The 19,041-nt window shown below is 53.9% G+C and carries 20 protein-coding genes; 12 read left to right on the top strand and 8 right to left on the bottom strand.

Annotated elements, in window-relative coordinates; all coding sequences use genetic code 11:
- Positions 1-155: 155 nt before the first annotated feature.
- From ACQZQY_RS15435 to add, 4 genes are all read left to right on the top strand, one after another.
- Positions 156-821: a hypothetical protein gene (locus ACQZQY_RS15435; RefSeq protein WP_431295938.1), complete on the top strand. Its 666-nt coding sequence runs from the start codon at positions 156-158 to the stop codon at positions 819-821.
- A gap of 24 nt (positions 822-845) precedes the next feature.
- The gene (locus ACQZQY_RS15430; protein WP_431295937.1) at positions 846-2,099 is read left to right on the top strand and encodes a PAAR domain-containing protein; all 1,254 of its coding nucleotides are present in this window, start codon (positions 846-848) and stop codon (positions 2,097-2,099) included.
- Between the two features lie 29 nt (positions 2,100-2,128).
- Entirely contained in the window at positions 2,129-2,566 is a 438-nt protein-coding gene (locus tag ACQZQY_RS15425) for a hypothetical protein (RefSeq protein WP_431295936.1), read from the top strand.
- A 350-nt stretch (positions 2,567-2,916) separates the two neighbouring features.
- On the top strand, positions 2,917-3,915 hold the full coding sequence (gene add / locus ACQZQY_RS15420; RefSeq protein WP_431295935.1) for an adenosine deaminase: 999 nt from the start codon (positions 2,917-2,919) through the stop codon (positions 3,913-3,915).
- A gap of 64 nt (positions 3,916-3,979) precedes the next feature.
- Here add and ACQZQY_RS15415 read toward each other — a convergent pair whose 3' ends face one another.
- The 4 genes from ACQZQY_RS15415 to ACQZQY_RS15400 all read right to left on the bottom strand — a co-directional run bounded on the left by ACQZQY_RS15415 (position 3,980) and on the right by ACQZQY_RS15400 (position 7,895).
- On the bottom strand, positions 3,980-4,990 hold the full coding sequence (locus ACQZQY_RS15415; RefSeq protein WP_056777287.1) for a bile acid:sodium symporter family protein: 1,011 nt from the start codon (positions 4,988-4,990) through the stop codon (positions 3,980-3,982).
- Positions 4,991-5,050: 60 nt separating this feature from the next.
- The gene (locus tag ACQZQY_RS15410; protein ID WP_056777292.1) at positions 5,051-6,094 is read right to left on the bottom strand and encodes an oxidoreductase; all 1,044 of its coding nucleotides are present in this window, start codon (positions 6,092-6,094) and stop codon (positions 5,051-5,053) included.
- A 156-nt stretch (positions 6,095-6,250) separates the two neighbouring features.
- Entirely contained in the window at positions 6,251-7,273 is a 1,023-nt protein-coding gene (locus tag ACQZQY_RS15405; RefSeq protein WP_056777380.1) for a LacI family DNA-binding transcriptional regulator, read from the bottom strand.
- Positions 7,274-7,469: 196 nt separating this feature from the next.
- On the bottom strand, positions 7,470-7,895 hold the full coding sequence (locus ACQZQY_RS15400; RefSeq protein ID WP_414071101.1) for a CopD family protein: 426 nt from the start codon (positions 7,893-7,895) through the stop codon (positions 7,470-7,472).
- 200 nt (positions 7,896-8,095) lie between these two features.
- Here ACQZQY_RS15400 and ACQZQY_RS15395 point away from each other — a divergent pair, with 200 nt between their 5' ends.
- Entirely contained in the window at positions 8,096-8,689 is a 594-nt protein-coding gene (locus ACQZQY_RS15395) for a TetR/AcrR family transcriptional regulator (protein WP_431295934.1), read from the top strand.
- Entirely contained in the window at positions 8,686-9,600 is a 915-nt protein-coding gene (locus ACQZQY_RS15390) for a DMT family transporter (RefSeq protein WP_238485019.1), read from the top strand. The genes ACQZQY_RS15395 and ACQZQY_RS15390 overlap by 4 nt, the downstream gene beginning before the upstream one ends.
- Before the next feature lie 58 nt (positions 9,601-9,658).
- On the opposite strand, the gene ACQZQY_RS15385 is transcribed toward ACQZQY_RS15390, so the two are convergent.
- From ACQZQY_RS15385 to ACQZQY_RS15375, 3 genes are all read right to left on the bottom strand, one after another.
- Positions 9,659-10,189 (bottom strand): chorismate mutase, encoded by a 531-nt coding sequence (locus ACQZQY_RS15385; protein ID WP_431295933.1) that lies wholly within the window; start codon positions 10,187-10,189, stop codon positions 9,659-9,661.
- Positions 10,190-10,269: 80 nt separating this feature from the next.
- Positions 10,270-11,106: a helix-turn-helix domain-containing protein gene (locus tag ACQZQY_RS15380; RefSeq protein ID WP_183846958.1), complete on the bottom strand. Its 837-nt coding sequence runs from the start codon at positions 11,104-11,106 to the stop codon at positions 10,270-10,272.
- A gap of 139 nt (positions 11,107-11,245) precedes the next feature.
- Positions 11,246-12,013, bottom strand: coding sequence for a phytanoyl-CoA dioxygenase family protein (locus tag ACQZQY_RS15375; protein WP_431295932.1), 768 nt, complete (start codon positions 12,011-12,013; stop codon positions 11,246-11,248).
- A gap of 330 nt (positions 12,014-12,343) precedes the next feature.
- Between ACQZQY_RS15375 and yahO the strand changes: the two genes are divergently transcribed.
- The 4 genes from yahO (at position 12,344) to ACQZQY_RS15355 (ending at position 15,771) form a co-directional block, all read left to right on the top strand.
- Positions 12,344-12,622 carry a DUF1471 family periplasmic protein YahO gene (yahO, locus tag ACQZQY_RS15370; protein WP_056777315.1) on the top strand — a complete coding sequence of 93 codons (279 nt, stop codon included), beginning with the start codon at positions 12,344-12,346 and terminating at the stop codon, positions 12,620-12,622.
- A 203-nt stretch (positions 12,623-12,825) separates the two neighbouring features.
- On the top strand, positions 12,826-13,824 hold the full coding sequence (locus ACQZQY_RS15365; RefSeq protein WP_431295931.1) for an LLM class flavin-dependent oxidoreductase: 999 nt from the start codon (positions 12,826-12,828) through the stop codon (positions 13,822-13,824).
- Between the two features lie 10 nt (positions 13,825-13,834).
- Positions 13,835-14,395: a GNAT family N-acetyltransferase gene (locus tag ACQZQY_RS15360; RefSeq protein WP_431295930.1), complete on the top strand. Its 561-nt coding sequence runs from the start codon at positions 13,835-13,837 to the stop codon at positions 14,393-14,395.
- Between the two features lie 32 nt (positions 14,396-14,427).
- The gene (locus ACQZQY_RS15355) at positions 14,428-15,771 is read left to right on the top strand and encodes an LLM class flavin-dependent oxidoreductase (protein WP_431295929.1); all 1,344 of its coding nucleotides are present in this window, start codon (positions 14,428-14,430) and stop codon (positions 15,769-15,771) included.
- A 73-nt stretch (positions 15,772-15,844) separates the two neighbouring features.
- Here ACQZQY_RS15355 and ACQZQY_RS15350 read toward each other — a convergent pair whose 3' ends face one another.
- Positions 15,845-16,501: a GntR family transcriptional regulator gene (locus tag ACQZQY_RS15350; protein WP_390975432.1), complete on the bottom strand. Its 657-nt coding sequence runs from the start codon at positions 16,499-16,501 to the stop codon at positions 15,845-15,847.
- 188 nt (positions 16,502-16,689) lie between these two features.
- On the opposite strand from ACQZQY_RS15350, the gene ACQZQY_RS15345 reads away from it, so the two are divergent.
- Positions 16,690-18,183 (top strand): ABC transporter substrate-binding protein, encoded by a 1,494-nt coding sequence (locus ACQZQY_RS15345; protein WP_431295928.1) that lies wholly within the window; start codon positions 16,690-16,692, stop codon positions 18,181-18,183.
- Positions 18,180-19,040, top strand: a complete 861-nt coding sequence (locus tag ACQZQY_RS15340; protein ID WP_431295927.1) for an ABC transporter permease — start codon at positions 18,180-18,182, stop codon at positions 19,038-19,040. Before ACQZQY_RS15345 ends, ACQZQY_RS15340 begins: the two co-directional genes overlap by 4 nt.
- The last annotated feature ends 1 nt before the right edge of the window (position 19,041 follow it).

Here is a 19,041-nt window from a genome sequence, read left to right as displayed (position 1 = left end):
ACTCTCCTTAAACCGCTTTAAATGCAGAAGACTTATTCATTTCAGTAATTTTTCAAACAAATCTCAAGTAATCGTTAGATAGAAAAATGACATTATACCCACACCAAACATAAGCGTATATTTTGATTTCTAAAAAACAACTTAGGAAACTCAAAATGGAAAAACGTTTGTACTTCTATTCTCCGGGCGATAATTTTTATATTGCACCATTGACGCTTTTTGTAGTTGCAAAACATTCTGTGCGGGAAAACGGTATTCACTGGCTCGAACCTATTTGGAAAGCCGGGCCAAGCGGTGAAGATAATGGTTTATCTCTTTTTACTTCTAAACTTGATGCTTATATCTATGCGATTACCTTGAATGGATATGATAAAGGGGGATGGGCTGCATATAGCTTTTCTGATATAAGCGTCACTGAAATGATGATTGATGTTGCTACGATTCAAGATAAATATTCAATACACATTAATTTTGGATTTGCTGTAGATAACGAAGGAAAAGTGTTATGCCCTAACGAGGCGTTAATAACAAAAGGATTTGTTATGTCATTCCCGCATGAAAAAGGAAGCTCTGCCTTGAGTCCAATTATTTTAAAATTTAGCAAGGAATTATTTAAAGAAATAAATGAGTATTGGGTCCTACATTATCGAGACTATTGTAAAGATTTAAATATTCAAAACGAAATAAGCAATTCGGATATGCATTCTTTTGCCTCGATAGCCATATCCAAAATGGTGATAACAACAGAAAATGGACGAAGTGATTTTGATCGTGTATCTCGATTCTCTATAAATAAGAATGAGTGGATTATTTCTATCTAACACTGACAAGTGAGTTTAAAGAAAATGGCAATTGGATATTTCATAAGGTTCGGCGATAAAACATCATGTGGCGGTCGAGTTTTGGGGGCAAGTAGTAACATCACTCACCACGGGCTAAACGTTGCGAGGATGTACGATCCTGTGAGTTGTGGAAAAAATCCGGGTATTTTTAGAATTAGCGGCGGTATACAAAATTATACAGCTTATGGGACACCCTGCGCCGGTACACTGAACAGCAACAGCACTTGCCCCTGTAGAGCGAAAATATTCGCAAGTGAATTCTCCTCTGTATATGAGTTTATTGAAAAGCCCCCACTGCAACATGCGCAATCTGTTAAATCCCCAAATCATTTATCAAATTATACTACCGGTGAGCAATCAGATTCAGTATATATTTCAGATTATCCCGCAACACTGATAAACACTCACCCTATACCAGATCAACACTTACGCCAAATGCTTATAGCAAAAGCGTCAACATGCATGTTGATAACACTGACTGAAAGCGTAGATGTACTGTCAAGCTGGGGGGCGATCAAAAGCGGATGGGTTAGCATTACACAGTCAGAGGTAGGCAAAGTTACTGTGAATTATGGCCTCAACGCGAAAGATTTTATTACCACAGGTTTACTAATAAATAAACTAGGGGGGTTCGGTATCAAAGCTACAGTATTCGTAAACGAAAAAGGTACTGAACTAATAAAAATTTATGGCTATCCGGGAGTAAGAAAAATTCTTAATGCCCCTGTATTCGCGCTAAAAAACCCAAAGGTAATATCGTTGGGAATCGGAAAATATGGAATAAGCAATGTAATTAAAGAGGGAGGATTACTAACTATCTATGTTGCTGCCGCATACAGAACAATAGATTTTATTTTAAATGATGAAACATCTCTAGCTACTTTCATCGGAAGCCTCGCCACAGACGTTGTTAAGGTGGGGATAGTATCAGGAGTAAGTTGGGCAGCCAGTTCGGCTCTTAGTTTTCTGCCTTTCATCGTAGGGCCGCTTGTTGTCGTTGTTGCAACAAGTGTACTTGTAACAGTTATTTTGAACAGTTTAGATGATAAATATGGTATAACTGAAAAAATTATTGATTATATAGAATCAGCGCAACAAGAATTTGTGAGCAAGGCTAGGGAATTTGAAAGTGAAGTATGGGATCTAGGGGGAATGTATGTCGAAGGAAAATTAAAAAAAGGAGCAAAAGTCATTGAAGGTGAAGTTATGAAATATTTGAAGAATAGTATTAATGATATTACACCTAGAATTTTTTAACTATCATTGGAATTTTTTGAGGTTATTACGTGAATAAAAAGTTGAATAGGACAAGTAAAGTTAGTAAAACTCAGTTGTTTTTTGGTTGTCTATTATTGCTAACCTTAAGTTTTTCATCTTTATATTTTGGCATTTCAGTAGCCATTGAATATATATATCCAAAACAAGTTGTCTTATTCGACTTTGGCTTTTTTTCATTTACAATATGTGGTGGCCTGACGATACTCGCAATACTGTTAGCATCAGTCAGCGAAAAAACACAGAGCATGGCGAAAAAATATGGCAAGCAATTATTGGTTATTTTTATTCTTATCATGATCTCAGCGCTAATATTCACTCTAATATTTACAGTTAAATACCCAAAATTTTTAGAAAAAAATGGTTATATCAATTGTGATACTGTGACCCGCACAGTCATTGGCACGAGCAGATATGCTTTAAACGAAAAACTGTGCGAAAGAAACTAGTTTAAAAAACGAATCACTTTAATTTAATGTGTTGTGTAAAAACAAAAATATTGCATAACCCATTGTTATAATCCATTATTTTTTTAAAAACATCCGGATATCAATGATAGTTACGGCTAATTTTTTTTCAAATAAAAGTTTGTAGCCGCCATGGCCGTCCAGGTAATGCCTGACGGCCATGAGTTTGGTTTGAAGAGTGTATTTCATATGAACTCCGAATGAAGGTTAAACAGTCCAACATTCGGGGTTCAGTTCATTGCCGGGGAGGGAGCAAAACCAAAACCTTCCTTGTTGCGCAACTAAATCCAGTTATAATGCCCCGCACATTTCAATAATAATGAGTGCACACCATGATCGACACACGCCTTCCCCTCACTGATATCCACCGCCACCTTGATGGCAACATTCGCGCTCAAACCATTCTCGATTTAGGCCGTCAGTTTAATCTGGCCCTGCCTGCTGACGAACTCGACGCCCTGCGCCCGCACGTGCAGGTAATGCACGCGGAACCGGATCTGGTCAGCTTCCTGCAAAAACTGGACTGGGGAGTGAAAGTGCTCGGCGACATCGACGCCTGCCGTCGCGTTGCTAAAGAAAACGTGGAAGATGCCGCGAAGGCCGGTTTGCATTACACCGAGCTGCGTTTCTCGCCGTACTACATGGCGATGAATCATAATTTGCCGGTTGCCGGCGTGGTGGAAGCGGTGATCGAAGGGATCCGTGAAGGGCAAAAAAATCATGATATCGATGTGCGTCTGATCGGTATTCTGAGCCGTACTTTTGGTGAAGATGCCTGCGTGCAGGAGCTCGAAGGCCTGCTGGCGCACCGCGACGGTATTACCGCGCTGGATCTGGCCGGTGATGAACTCGGTTTTCCGGGCAGTCTTTTCCTCAGCCATTTTAACCGCGCGCGTGATGCAGGCTGGCGTATTACCGTTCACGCCGGTGAGGCGGCAGGCCCTGAAAGCATCTGGCAGGCCATCCGTGAACTGGGCGCTGAGCGTATCGGCCACGGCGTGAAAGCAGCGCAAGATCCGGCGCTGATGGATTTCCTGGCGAAGCACCAGATTGGTATCGAATCCTGCCTGACCTCCAATATTCAAACCAGCACCGTGGCGTCGCTTGAGCAGCACCCGCTGGCGACGTTCCTGCGTCACGGCGTTCTGGCGTCGATCAATACCGATGACCCGGCGGTTCAGGGCATTGAGATCGCCAACGAGTACAACGTTGCCGCGCCAGCCGCGGGCCTGACGCAAAATGAAATCCGCAAAGCGCAGGAAAACGGCCTGACCATGGCCTTCCTGACCGATGCAGAAAAACAGGCAATCCGCGACAAAGTCTCGGCGTAACCGTTTCTGACTCCATAAAAAAGGGCGAGAATGATTCTCGCCCTTTTGTCTTTCTGTCAGCCGGTTACGCTGATGTCACGTCTTCTTTTTTCACCTGTGCAGCCGCGTCTTCACGCGCCACGCGTCTGGCATAACGCGAGGCCAGCACCGCGCACACCATCAGCTGGATCTGGTGGAAAATCATCAGCGGTAAGACCATAGCCCCGACGGCTGCCGCCGGGAACAACACGTTCGCCATCGGGATCCCGTTCGCCAGGCTCTTCTTCGAACCGCAGAAGACAATGGTGATTTCATCTTTGGTGTTAAAGCCAAACAAGCGCGCCACAAACGTATTGATGATCAACACAATGGTCAGCAGCACAATCGAGCAACCCAGCACCGCCAGCAGTGACCAGCCGTCAATCTGATGCCAGATCCCTTCCACTACCGCCGCGCTGAAGGCCACGTACACCACCAGCAGGATGGAAGAGCGGTCGGTCACGTTAACGATTTTCTTATGTCGCTGCACCCAGCCCCCGATCAGCGGACGACACAGATGCCCGATGATGAAAGGTACCATCAGTTGCAACACGATCGACCCGATGGCATGCAGCGTATCGCTGGTGCCGCCCTGCGTATGCATCAGCAAGCCCACCAGCACCGGCGAAAGGAAAACGCCGAGAATGCTGGAGGCAGACGCGCTGCAAATCGCCGCCGGAATATTCCCGCCCGCCACCGAGGTGTAGGCGATAGCCGACTGCACGGTAGCAGGCAGCGCACAGAGATACAGAAAACCGTAATACAGCGTCGGGGTTAAAATCCCCACCGGCACCAGCCACTTCATCCCCAGACCCAGCAGCGGGAACAGTGCGAAGGTGCTGAGGAAAACGACAACGTGCAAACGCCAGTGGCCGATCCCCGACATGATCGCCTCGCGGGACAACTTCGCGCCGTGCATAAAGAACAGCAGCGCGATGGCCGCGGTGGTCAGGTGTTCGAAGATCGTTTTGTAAATCCCTTCACAAGGAAAGAACGACGCGACCACCACCACACAGATCAGAATCAGCAAAAACTTATCGATTTTTAACCAGGACATGGACCTTCCTTGCCAGATAAACAGGTGCGGTTAACACCTCGTGAAAATAACAACGGCGACTTATTTTTTGACGTTCAGCGTCGCGCGTTGCTCAGAAGATTGCATACCCAGTTCGATCAGTTCCATCACGCGGATAGCGTCGCCCGCGGGCACCGGATTTTCACCCTGGCCGTTAATCGCATCACGCACACCGGCGTAATAGGCCGGATAGTTGCCCGGCAGGGTCAGCAGCGATTTTTCCGCCAGCACGCCGTCATGGCTCAGCGTCACCACGCCATCGCGCATGTCGTAACCCCAGTCAGCCTGCGGCAAACGTTCGCCCGCTTTCAGACGATCTTCCTGAGGATCCAGCCCGAATTTCACATAGCTGCCTTTTTCGCCCTGCACGATAAAGCGCGCCGTTTCGGCTACGGCGTAGACGGTGCTGTGCAGCACCACGCGACGGCGCGGATAGGTCAGCACGGCGTTGAAATAATCCACCGCTTTACCGCCGGGGCGCAGCACCGCCAGATCGGCCTGTAAGGTGTCCGGCGTACCGAACAACTGCAATGCCTGATCCAGCAAATGCGATCCTAAGTCATACCAGATGCCGCTGCCCTGTGCCGCGCTCTCACGCCAGCGTTCCAGCACCTGCGGTTTGTAACGATCGTAATGCGATTCGAAATAAACGATATCGCCAAGAGAACCTTCGTTGATCAGCGTTTTCACGGTCAGGAAATCGGAGTCCCAGCGGCGGTTATGGAACACCGACAGCACTTTGCCTTTTTCACGCGCCAGCGCATCCAGCTCGCGGGCCTCTTCCAGCGTGACGGTAAAGGGTTTATCGACGATGACGTGCTTACCCGCTTCCAGCGCCAGTTTCGCCAGCGGGAAGTGCGTGGTATTTGGCGTGGGGATCACCACCAGATCGATATCCGGATCGGCAAACACCTTCTCAGGGGAATCCACTACCCTGACCTGCGGCCATTCTGCATGCACTTTTCCGGCATCACTGCTCGACACCACGGCCAGTTCCAGACCCGGCGTGCCGTCGATCAGCGGTGAGTGGAAGGTTTTGCTGGCGAAGCCATAACCGATGAGGCCAACCCGCAGAGTTTGAGACATAGTATTTTCCTTTTGTTAACGGTCTTGCCCGTCAGGACGCAATGTGTCTGATTTGACACCAGGATAAGGTGGCGAACAAGTTAAAATTACGTTTTCTAAAGGTGATAAGCCGCTGTGATGCAGGCATAAATCCCCGCGAGATATTCCCTGAAGGCCTTATGCGGATTCACGGATCACCAGCGAATAGCCGAGATCCACCACGCTTTCCGCCACCGGAATGCCTTCGATTTTATCCGCCAGCATCCGGGCCGCCTTCACCCCGAGTTCCCACTTATCCACGCTGACGGTGGTGATCGCCGGGCGGTTATGGGCAGCAAAATTCAGGTCTGCGAAGCCGATAACCGACAGATCGCCCGGTACCCGCAGCCCCTGCGCCTCCGCCTCCATAATCGCGCCCTGCGCCAGCGTGTCAGAACTGCAAATGATGGCATCGAAACGTTTACCGTCCGCCATCATCTGACGCAGCGCATTGCGCCCGACTTCCATATTGGCCGGACGGGAGACAATCAGCTCTTCAATCTCATGCTCAGGCCGGGTGCGCAACACCGCCTGCGCACCCTTTTTCCGCACTATCGCGCGGCGGTCAGAGGCACAGATAAAGCCGAAGCGGGTGAAGCCTTTATCCAGAAAATACGCGCCAATCGCGTTGCCGACTTTTTCATGGGAGAAGCCGATCAGCATGTCGATGGGCGTGGGCGTTAAATCCCAGATTTCAACCACCGGAATATTGGCGTTGAGAATAATGCGTTTCAGTTCTGAGGTGTGATGAATACCGGTGAGCACGATACCGTCCGGGCGGCGGGAAAGCAGTGTCGCCACAATGTCCGTTTCCGCCTCCGGCTCGTAGCCGACAATGCACAGCAGCATGTGGTAACCGCGCAGCGCCAGTTCATCGCTTATCGCCTGCACGGTATCGACAAACATATTGTTGTTAATCTGCGGCACCACCACGGCGATGAGCTTGGTGCGGCTGGTCGCCAGCCCGCCGGCCAGCATGTTGGGGATGTAGCCGGTAATATTCACCGCGTCCATCACGCGGGAGATGGTCGCCGGTCGCACCACTTTTGGGTTATTCAGCGCCCTGCTCACCGTCATCGGTGACAGACCGGCTTCTTTCGCCACATCTTCGAGCGTGGCAGAACGGGTTCGATTCTTATAGGTTTTTTGGGTGTTATTCAAAGCATTGCCCACTGTTTTCGGGTGTCAAAAATTAGAATGTTTGCGCAATCATTACCAGTTTCTCACAGCGCCGCCAGCGGGTTAAGCTGAAAATGTTTAGTGTTTGTTACGAAATTGATGCCAATAAAAAATCCACGTCTGAGCGTGGATTTTTTATTGCCGGTTAAGGCCGTTTTAGGCGGTCACTGCCGCGCCATTAAAAGGGTCTGATCACCGCTAACACCCCGATCACTGCCACGGCCACCACGATAATTGCCGACGCCTTACCTAAAATGGCGAAGTTTTTGGTCGGCTGGCCGGTTGCACGGCGGCGAAGTTCACCGGAAAGCATGCCGTGAAGGGCGGAAAGCCCCACCACCACCAGCAGTTTGATCAGCAACCAGGCGTGCGGGAATTTGCCGTAACTGACAATCATCCAGACACCGGCGATCCACAGCAGGAGCATCGCCGGGCTGGTGACGCAGCGGTTCCATTTGCGCACATAGCCGAGCAGCGCCGCCTGGCTGGCCTCCTTCGCCGCCGCGTTGCCGGTGACCGCGAAAACCATCGCCATCCCCATCATTCCGCCAATCCACAACACCCCTGCAATAACGTGTACGGCATTCAGCCACTCATGAAGCATGTTTTATTCCTTCTGAAAGTTAACGACATATTGCTCTGCCGGACAGAACCAACCCGCTGTCTGCAAACGGCTTTTACCGGATTATGTCTCTTTCCCCCAGTAAAGGCACGGTTAACCCGTCCACTTTGTCCCTTTCGTTTTTCGTCACCAGTAGGTAGACTGGTATACCTACCACTTACTCACCCCGAAGGAATTGCGCCATGCCAGTCTCCGATTCTCCCGCAGAAAGCGCCCGCGACCGCCTGCTGGGCGCGGCCAGAGTATTGTTTTATAACGATGGCATCGCCGCGACGGGCATTGATGCCATCGTTAAAAAAGCCGGTGTGGCCAAAAAAAGCCTCTACAACAATTTCGAATCCAAAGCCGAACTGGTAGCCACGTACATAGAGATCCGCCACGACGAATGGCTGATGCTCTACAGCCGCCGTCTGCAACAGACTTCTGACGCCAGAGAAGGTGTGCTGGCGGTGTTTCTGGCGTATGAGGATCACGCGGAATTTGCCTATGAGCGCGGCTTTCGCGGTTGCGGATTACTCAACGCCGCCGCGGAGTTACCCGCCGGCGCCCCCGGAAGAACGGCGGTACGCGGGCACAAAGAACAGGTGGAATCGATTCTGACTGCCCACCTTCTCACCCTGCTTGACGGCGATGAACTCAAAGCGCAGCGGATGGCGCGTCACTTCTCCTTCCTGCTCGAAGGGGCCATGTCCCGCGCGGGGCTTGAAGGCAACGGCGATTGTGTCCGGCAGGCCATGGCGATGGCAGAAGAGATGATGGAGGCGACGCAGGCATGAATCCCGGTGAACGTATGTCAGGCATGGGCGGCGTACTGATCGCCGCTCTGTTGTGGGGAACCACCGGAACGGCGGCGACCTTTGCGCCGGGCGTCAGCGCCGTTGCCATCGGTGCGGTGGCGATGGGCGTTGGCGGCATGTTGCAGGCGCTGATTGCCCTGCGGGGCATTGCCCGTCACCGCGCCACGCTGCGCCATCACTGGCGGATGTTGCTGACCGGTGCGCTGGCGGTGGCGGTGTATCCGCTGGCGTTTTATGCCTCCATGCATCTGGCGGGGGTGACGGTCGGGACAGTGATTTCCATCGGTTCCGCACCGCTGCTGTCTGCACTGATTGAATATGGTCTTGACGGACAACGCCTGACGCGCCGCTGGATGACCGGCGCGGCGGCGGGCGTCGCCGGCATGGTGCTGCTCTGTCTGGCCGAAAGTGCGCACTCCTCCTCCACGGCGCAGCAGTCAGAGGTGATTACCGGCATTGCGCTCGGGCTGCTGGCCGGTCTGACCTACGCCCTCTACTCCTGGGCGGCGCGTCATCTGATGCAGCGCGGCATTCCTTCGCGCACCGCCATGGGGGCGACCTTTGGCTTCGGCGGAATAATGCTGATGCCGGTACTTTTTGCCACCGGCGCGCCGCTGCTGGCCTCGTGGAATAACGCCGCCGTCGGCATTTACATGGCGCTGGTCCCGATGTTTATCGGCTATCTCTGTTACGGCTACGGGCTGGCGCGCATTCCCGCCAGTATGGCGACCACCATTACTCTGCTCGAACCCGCCGTTGCGGCGGTGCTTGCCGTGGTGATAGTCGGCGAAAGGCTGCCCGCTCTGGGTTGGGTGGGGATTGGCCTGATCGTCGCCTGCCTGCTGTGGATCACGGTGCCGGTGAAGAGACGCAGGCTGGCGCAGGCGTAGAACAAGAGACGGGGGGAATGGCAGCGAAAAGTGCGCCATTCCCGCCGGGTGAAGGGTTTTACTTAGGCTTAATCATTCCCAGCGAATCTGCCAGGCGCTGTTTATCGGCATTACTCAGGTGCGGTGCGTTGAGCAGGCTGACCATCCGCGCACGCTCTTCCTTGCTGAATCCTCCGGCATTCAGTTGCTGGCTGAGCGTGTCGAGGATCAGTTTGTCGTACTGTGAAATCCGTTTTCTGACGTCCGCCAGATCGGCGGATTTCCACTCAGGTTCCGGCTGCGACAGCCAGTCCGCCAGATAGCGGTACTGAATGGCTTTCGCCGCATCCATCTGCGCCTGAATAAACGGCGCGACCGACTGAGCATCCACGCCCGCTTTCCCCGCCTCTTCCTGAGCTTCGGCCAGCACTTTCTGTTCCCTGACCAAATCCTCAACCGGTAAATGATGGGCCGCTTTATACCCCGCCACATCTTTCATCACCGCCATGCGCTGATTCATCGCTGAAGCCAGAGAAGTCGCCGCATCGGGGCTGGCGAAAGCCGAACTGGCCATGCAGAACAAAGATAAAAACAACACGAGCTGGTGCATCACTCATTCCTTATCATTACGGGTTAAAAAAAGTAGCATAGACCCGCAATAATACCGCAGCGTGACAATATGCAAAAAAATCAGGGCAGCTGGCTCAGCCACTGGCTGCGGTATTGCGAAGGGGATCGCGCAGTGCTTTTGCGAAACACACGGCAGAAATAATTGCTGTCCACAAATCCGCAATGACTCGCGACTTCTTTAATTTTCAGCTCGTAGCCTTTGAGCAGCAGTTTCGCCCGCTCCAGACGCACGTGATTGAGGTATTCGCTAAAGCCGATATCGCCGGATTTTCTGAACAGATGTGACAGGTAATTGGGGGTGATGTGGAAGCGTTTGGCCACGTTTTCCCGCGTCAGCGGCAGCGAAGCATTTTCGTCGATGTATTTTTTCACCATCTCAAACAGTGCGCCGCTGCGGGTCAGCACCTGGGCCCGGTTGGATAACTGCTCAAGGCAATGGCTCAGCAATCCGGCCACCACGCAGCGGGCGGTTTGCTGATCGTCGGGAAGAGAAACGCTTTCATTCATGGCCTGCAACAGGAAGGATCCCACGCGCGGGCCGAGACGAGGCACGCTCTGTTTGTCGGTGCCGGTGAAGGCCTTGCCATCCCAGAATTGCAGGCTGAAACCCAGCTTTTCCTTGCTGAACAGAATACTCAGCAACACCGCAGGACGGTCCCATACCGTCAGATTCCACTTCCCGCCGGGAATATAAACGGCGTCCCCCTGCCTGAGCAAACCCTTGTCGCGGGCGATACTGCGATCATGCACCTCACCTTCGACCACAAATTCGATACGCGGAAAGCTCACCACACAGGCCAGTTCGGGCGGCGGCTGGGAGTTATCCGGGAAGCGCACCACCGGCGCGCCGCTGCCGGACACCGATCGGAAAAGGGTTTCAATGACGTCAGTCAGCATGTGAGCCTCCGGGGATTTCCTTTAACCATAACATACCCGTAACAACTTCGATGTTATGCCGGTGGCGGACTCTGTGACCCTGCGCAAATTGCCAAAAAAAAGCCCGACCTGCAGGCCGGGCGTTTCACACCGTCAGACGTCACAGCACGTCGAGTAACCATTTCTGCGCAGGTGTCAGACGGCTGGCCGTTTCGGGCTTCAGCCACTTGCGCTGATCCTGCTGCTGCATATCGTCACGGTCGATATACAGACTGTGCAGCACCCGGCGGCGTGTGCCGAGGGTGTTATTGGTGCCGCCATGCCAGGCGTGCGCGTTGTAAATCATGACACTGCCTGCGGGCGCTTCAAATGTCACTTCATCAGGATGCGGCAGCGCGGGGTCGGCCAGCACCTCTTCCGGCAGCTCCGGGCGATGGTGCGTGCCGGGAATGATACGCGGCGCGCCGTTGGCAGCACTCAGATCGTCAATCGCCACGATGGCATTCACCAGGTGCACTTTTGGGAAATCCGGACGCGGTTTTTTCCAGTCTGCATGAAGCGGCTGATGCCCGCCGTGGTGCAACGCTTCGCGTCCGTTCAGGCTCGACACCTTGAAGGCTCCCTGAAAGATATGGCGGCAGACAGAAAGGATCAGCGGATGCGCCCAGACTTTTTCCCACACGGTGCCTTTGTTAATCATGTTAGCGATACGCGTCGCGGTGGCTTCCTGATGGTGTTCCACCGCCAGATTATCGCCCTCTTTTTCCACCAGAGAATCAAAGGCACTGCGCATATCTTCCAGCCAGTCTTTATCGATAACATCATGAATAACCACATAACCTTTCGTCTCCAGCTCATCGAGTTGCGCCGGTGACAACGTCTGATTTGCGCCCAGCGCGGTGAGATACTGTTCCGTTGAAGTGTTCATGTTTTGCCTCGTCAGTTAACGTTTGCGTAACATCAAACTACGGGGAAAGAAGCAGGAAAAAACGATGAAAATCCTACGGAGATCTGGATTTTTGTGGGATCGGAAACGGAATGTGAAATAGCGCGCCATGACGGCTTTTCCCTGAAACAGATCGGGAAGCGTTTAAAATTTTAGTTTTGCATTGAAATTACTCACAACGTCATCTACACCTTAGTGAGGTGTGAACCTGTTGTTTACAGACGGGTTTATTACTTAACAGGGTTATTATAAACAGGCGTAGGGCTAGCCAGGTTTCGTCAATTACTGGGCAATTCTCAATCTGAGGCTGACATGAAAAAATACAATGTGTTGCTGGCTGTGGCTTTGACGGCGTTTATCTCTTCCAGTGCTTTTTCCGCAGAACTGATGAAGAAAGTGGATTTTGAAAAAGTGGCGTCTGAATACACCAAAGTGGGTTCAGTGACGACGTCCAATAAAACCTCTCAGTCCGGCGCTATCGAAGACCTGTCGAAAAAAGCCGATAAAAAAGGCGGTGACGTCTTCGTTTTAACCTCCGGCAATACCAATAATAAGATCCACGGTACTGCGGACGTTTATAAGAAAAAGTGATTTTTAAACGTTAAAACCGGTTTTCTTAACATGCCCATTTCATGATGGGCATGTTATTTTTTGCGTCTTATGAAATATTCCCCGCCTGTCCGCTTTCTAATCTCATTTCCCGCACTTAAATAGCAACTATTGTTGTTTTACATCCCTTCCCCCTGAATCCAATAATCCTTGTTAACAACGTGTTTCGAAAACAAGGGAAAGCGATGGGATACCGTTTAAGTTTGCTGGAAAAAAGTCCGCTGGATGACCATGAAGATGCGGCCGGTGCGCTCAGACGCACGCTGGAACTGGCGCAAAAAGCCGAACGCTGGGGCTATCACCGGTTCTGGCTGGCGGAGCATCACAATACGGACAAACTGGCGATCTCCTCGCCTGAAATTGTCATCGCCTGGATCCTGGCGCATACCCGGCAACTGCGGGTCGGTTCCGGTGGCGTGATGCTGCAACACTACAGCCCGTTCAAGGTGGCGGAGAATTTCAATCAGCTGGCCTCGCTGGCGCCGGGACGTGTTGATCTCGGTATCGGCAAAGCGCCGGGCGGATTGCCACTTTCCACCCACGCGTTGCAATACGCCGTCGATCCTGCCCGTAAAGGCGATTTTGCCGAACAGCTTCGCCAGCTGGATGACTGGCTGTCGGTGCCGGTCAGAGGGCATGGCGATGACCGCCTGTCTGTGACGCCGCAACCGCCGCAGCCTGCCTCACGCTTTTTGCTGGGTGCCAGTGAGCAAAGCGCGCGGCTGGCGGCAAGCCTGGGCTGGAACTTCGTTTTCGCCGCCCATCTGAATGCCGACGAGCGGGATATTTCCCGCGCCCTTTCCGCCTATTCTCATGACAGCAACGGCAGGCGCGCCCTGCTGGCCGTGCCGGTGATCGTGGCCGACACGGCGGCGAAAGCGGCCAGTCTGGTGGATAACAGCCAGCGATACCGCGTGACCGGCAGCGACGGTCAGAGCGTCAATGTCGGCAGTCTGGAACAGGCCGAGCTGTACGCGCGCCAGTCGGACGCCGCGTCTCATGAAATTGAAGAGCGCAAATCCGCCGTGCTGCACGGCACCGGCGAGGAGGTCCATCAGCAACTGGAGGCGTTGCAGGCGAAATACGGCATTGAGGAATTTGTGATAGACACCCCGCTGGCACAGACGCAGGCGCGCCTGCGTTCTCTCGAATTACTCGCCACGTCCAGCGTGGCGCTGGCCTGAGGATCTGAACATGAGCCAAGGTATTCGTCTTGCCCGTGAGTCCGACGCAGCAGCCCTGCACAGCCTGCTGCAAAAGGCCTACGCACCGCTTCTCGACCACAATATTCACTTCACCATTACCCGCGCCAGCGTGGAAGACGTGCGGCAGGTGATCCGCAGTGAAACCACTTATGTACTGGAAACCGATGCCGGGCTGACCGCCACCCTGACCACCCGCTTTCCGTGGACACCGGCAAAAAATCATCTCGCCCCCTGGCCTTTTGTTCACTGGTTCGCGGTGGCCGAACAGGCGAAGGGCCAGGGCTTTGGCCGCGAAATTATCCGTCACGTCGAAGAAACGTTTTTACGCGATACGCTGAAATCCCCCGCCGTGTATCTGGCCACGGCGATCAGACACCCGTGGCTGACAGATCTCTATTTACGCCGTGGCTACGAGCCGTTTCATATCGCGACCAATCCGCTGGGCGTCGAGCTGGTGTATCTGCGTAAAATTCTCGATCAGCAGGCGTTCGACGTACAGGAAAATAAGCCACAAATTCGTTCACTCACTGAATTACGCGCGCCGGTTTAGCGCCGCCCGGTTAAATCAATAAGGAATTCACAATGAGCCACAATAAATACCTTCGTCTGGGTGCCATTATTCAGGGCGCATCGGGAAATATGTCGGCGTGGCGACACCCTGACGCCGTCGCCGACGCCAGTATTAATATTCAGTTCTGCCAGCAATTAGCGCAAAAAGCCGAACAGGCTAAATTTGATTTCTTATTTGTTGCCGACGGGCTTTTTATTACTGAGAAATCTATCCCGCATTTTCTTAACCGTTTTGAGCCGATAACCCTGCTTTCGGCGCTGTCGCTGGTCACCGATAAAATTGGTCTGGTGGCGACGCTTTCAACGTCCTACAGCGAGCCGTTCACCGTCGCACGTCAGTTTGCCAGCCTCGATCATCTGAGCGGTGGCCGGGCGGGCTGGAACGTCGTCACCTCCCCGCTGGAAGGCTCGGCCAAAAACTTCTCCCGTGACAAACACCCGGAGCACGACGAACGTTACCGCATCGCCAGTGAGTACGTCAGCGTGGTGAAAGGGCTGTGGGATTCGTGGGAAAAGGATGCGTTCGTGCGTAACAAAGCCAGCGGCGAATTCTTCGCTTCCGAAAAATTACACACGCTGAATCATCAGGGAAAATACTTCTCGGTGCAGGGGCCGCTCAACGTCGGGCGCTCACCGCAAGGCCGTCCGGTGGTATTTCAGGCCGGCGCGTCTGAACAGGGCAAAGCCTTTGCCGCCGAAGCGGCTGACGCGATTTATACCCGTCAGGAAACGCCTGAACTGGCCCGCGCATTCCGCGAGGATGTCCGCCGTCAGCTGGTGGAAAATGGCCGCAACGCCGACGATATCCGCGTGTTCCAGGGCATCAGCGTGATTATCGGTGACACGGTCAGCGAGGCTGAGCGTCAGTATCAGGAAACCGCGCAGTTAGTGACGCTGGAAAGCGCGCTGGATTACCTCGGGCGTTACTTTGAGCATTACGATTTCAGCCAGCACGACGCCGACGCGCCCTTCCCGGACATTGGCGATCTGGGCCAGAACAGCTTTCGCAGCACCACCGACGAAATCAAACGCAATGCGCATGCCCGCGGGCTGACGCTGCGTCAGGCGGCGCTGGAAGCCGCGACGCCACGCCCGACGTTCCTTGGCACGCCTGCGGATGTCGCCGACGGGCTTGAACACTGGTTTACCTCCGGCGCCACTGACGGCTTTATCGTGCGCGGCGGCACGCCGACGGCATTTGACGTCTTTGCCGACCAGGTGATCCCGCTGTTACAGGCCCGCGGGGTGTACCGCACGGAGTATGAAGGGAAGACGCTGAGGGAAAATCTGGGGTTAGCGGAGCCGGAAAACCAGTTTGCGGCGCAGGCCGCACAAGAGGAAATTGCCACCGCGTAAGGTGCAGCCAGACAGGTGATCACCGTCCTGTCTGGCTTTAGTTCATTCTCACCACCCGTTTATGCCCAGCCTCTCAGAAATAGTGCTTTTCCAGAATGGCAGAACCGTCATCAATGGATTTATGAATCAGTTTCACGCAGCGTTTGCTGTCACCCGCCTCTAACGCCAGCAGCAGCTGATCGTAATTGTGCTGGCCCTGTGCCATGTGCGCCGATTGCGGATAGAGATAGTTAAAACACGGACCGATTTGCACCCAAAGTTGTTCAATCAGTGCCGTCAGCGTCGGCATCCCGGCGATGTCATACAGCGCAAAACGAAACTCGCGGTTAGCCTGTAACGCCTCTTCCACGTTATTCACCACTTTCGCCGCCATAAATTGGGCGTTCAGCGTTTTCAGCTGCGCCAGGCAGGCAGGCGTTGCCCGCTCGCAGGCCTGAGACACCGCCAGACCTTCGAGATTTTTACGGATCAGCGTGATTTCCTGATAACGCGTCAGCGCGATTTTAGGCACCAGAAATGCCTGCGCAGGCGTGGCATCCAGCGCGCCCGCAGACACCAGCCGCAGCAGTGCCTCGCGCACCGGCGTGACGCTGGTGCCCAGTTGCGCCGCAATCTCTTTCGTGACCAGACGCGCGCCGGGCTTGAGGATGCCGACGATCAGCGCCCCTTTCAGTTTGGCTTCGACCTGCATGGTTAAACTGACACGCTGCGCTTTTTCCATCTCAAACATGTGACATTTTCCTTTAGCAAAAATATGGCTTTTCTTTTGCGGTTTAATCCGTAGCTTGCCAAAAATACATTATATAGGATATATCATGTATTGAGGAGTTGAACATTGCTTGTACGTTTTCTGTGACGCCGGACGTCACGTTAATTCCGTCAACTTTGCTGGCGGCTTCACTTTGGGAATGACCGTAGATGAAAATACCTGCCTTTAAGCTGGCTTCGCTGGCTGTGTTGATGAGCCTCATGACGCCGGTAGCCTTCGCTTCCGAACTGGTGATTGCCCAGACAACGTCCGCAACCGCGATGGATCCCGGTTTCCTTAAAGAGCCTGCCACGCTGGTAGACAACCTGTTTGACACGCTGGTGCTGCGCGATGCCAACATGCAGTTGCAGCCGGGTCTGGCCACCGCATGGAAAGCCCTCGATGACACCACCTGGTCGTTTACCCTTCGCCCCGGTGTAACATTTTCTGACGGCGAACCGGTCAATGCGCAGGCGGTGAAATTCTCTATCGATCGCATTCTCGATCCGGCCAATCACTCACCGACCATTTCGTATATCCGCACGATAAAATCCGTTGAAGTCAGCGGCGATCTTGAAGTGAAAATTCATACCACCGGTCCGGATCCGCTGCTGCCAACCCGCATGAGCCGCTACCCGACCTACATTGTACCGCCAGCTTACGTCACAAAAGTAGGGGCGGCTGAATTTGCCCGCAAACCCGTGGGTTCCGGCGCGTATATTCTGAAAGAATTTGTCCCGGATGAAAAAGTCGTTATGCAGGCCAACGCGGATTACTGGCGCGGCAAGCCCGCAATCGATACCGTCACCTGGCGCCCGATCCCGGAAGCCACCGCGCGCATTACCGCCCTGCTGACAGGCGAAGTTCAGCTGGTGGATGGCGTACCGGCTGACCTGGTGCCAGCGCTGAAAAACAAGCCGGGCGTTCATCTCGAACAGGTAAAAAATGGCGGCCTGACTATCTATCTCGGGCTGAAGAACGATCAGAAACCGCTTAACGACGTGCGCGTGCGTCAGGCGCTGTCACTGGCACTGAACCGCACCGCGTATACCCGCGATCTGCTGCACGGATTTGGCACGCCGACCGGCACCATGGCCGGGCCGAAAGATTTTGGTTATCAGGCAATACCCGCCCCGGCGCAGGATATCGCGAAGGCCAAATCCTTGCTGAGCGAAGCCGGTTACCCGCAAGGGTTCACCCTGCGCTTCCAGGCGCCGCGCCGTTACATTGCCAGCGCCGACGTGGCACAGGCCATCGTGCAGGATCTGGCCGCCATCGGGGTGAAAGCCGAGCTGGAAGTGCCGGAGTGGTCGGTTTACACCCAGCAGGTTGCCGCACAAAAACAGGCACCGATGTACATGCTGGCGTGGGGTTCAACGCAAACGCTTGATGCCGACGCCGCGCTTTACCCCATTCTGCATTCCGGCGAACCCTATTCGACCGTCAGTTCACCGGAGCTGGATGACTTACTCAACAGCAGCCGCCTGACCGTCGATCCGGCCCGTCGTGAGAAAATCCTGCAACAGATTCAGGACGTGGTGGCACAGCAGCAACCGCTGATCCCGCTGTACAAAGAAGATGCGTTGTACGCGAGTGCCGACAACCTCACCTTCAGCGGCCGCGCCGATGCCCGTATCCCGCTGTTTGATCTGAGGCTCAAATGATTTCACCGCGACAGGCTTTGCTGAGAAAACCCCGTCGCCGTTTTTACGGTGACGGCGTCCTCGGCGGACTATTGCTCCTGCTGGTGATCGTCCCGGCGCTGCTCGCGCCGTGGCTTCCTCTGCCCGATCCGCTGATTAACGATCTGGCGGCGGCGTTCTCGCCTCCCGGCAGTTCTGACTCAGCGGGAGCACACTGGCTGGGCACCGATCAGCTGGGTCGCGACCTCCTTTCCCGCATTCTCTCCGGCACCCGCCTCTCGCTGATGGTGGTGATGCTGGCGGCGGTGATCGCTGCGCTGATCGGTTCCGCACTCGGCATGATCGCCGGTTACGTCGGGGGCTGGCTGGACGCGGTGATCATGCGCCTGATGGATATCCAGCTCGCGGTGCCGTTCATCCTGCTGATCCTGCTGGTGATGGCGCTGTTCGGCGCAACGCTCAGCAACATTATTGTGATCATGGGCGTCACCAGTTGGGCGATTTACGCCCGCGTGGCACGGGCGAAAACGCTGGAAATCCGCGAACTGGAGTACATCGAATCCGTGAAAGCGATGGGGTTCTCCACGCCGCGCATTTTGCTGCGCCACGTATTACCCAATCTGATGACGCCGCTCATCGTGCTGCTGACGCTGGATATTCCCCGGCTGATTGTGCTGGAGGCGTCGATTGGCTTTCTCGGCATGGGCATTCAGCCTCCGACGCCGACCCTTGGCAATCTGATCGGCGAAGGCCGTTCTTACATGCTGCTGGCGCAGTGGCTGGTGCTGTATCCCGGCCTGGTGATTGCCGCGCTGGTGATCGGCTGCAATTTGCTCGGCGACAGTCTGCTGCGCAAAACCCACACGAGGCTCGACTGAT

Origin of the sequence: Rahnella sp. PAMC25559 (genome assembly GCF_050632365.1) — a bacterium.
GTDB lineage: Bacteria > Pseudomonadota > Gammaproteobacteria > Enterobacterales > Enterobacteriaceae > Rahnella > Rahnella rivi.
The sequence above is the reverse complement of the archived record's forward strand: the minus strand, read 5'-3'. Positions and strand labels throughout refer to the sequence as shown.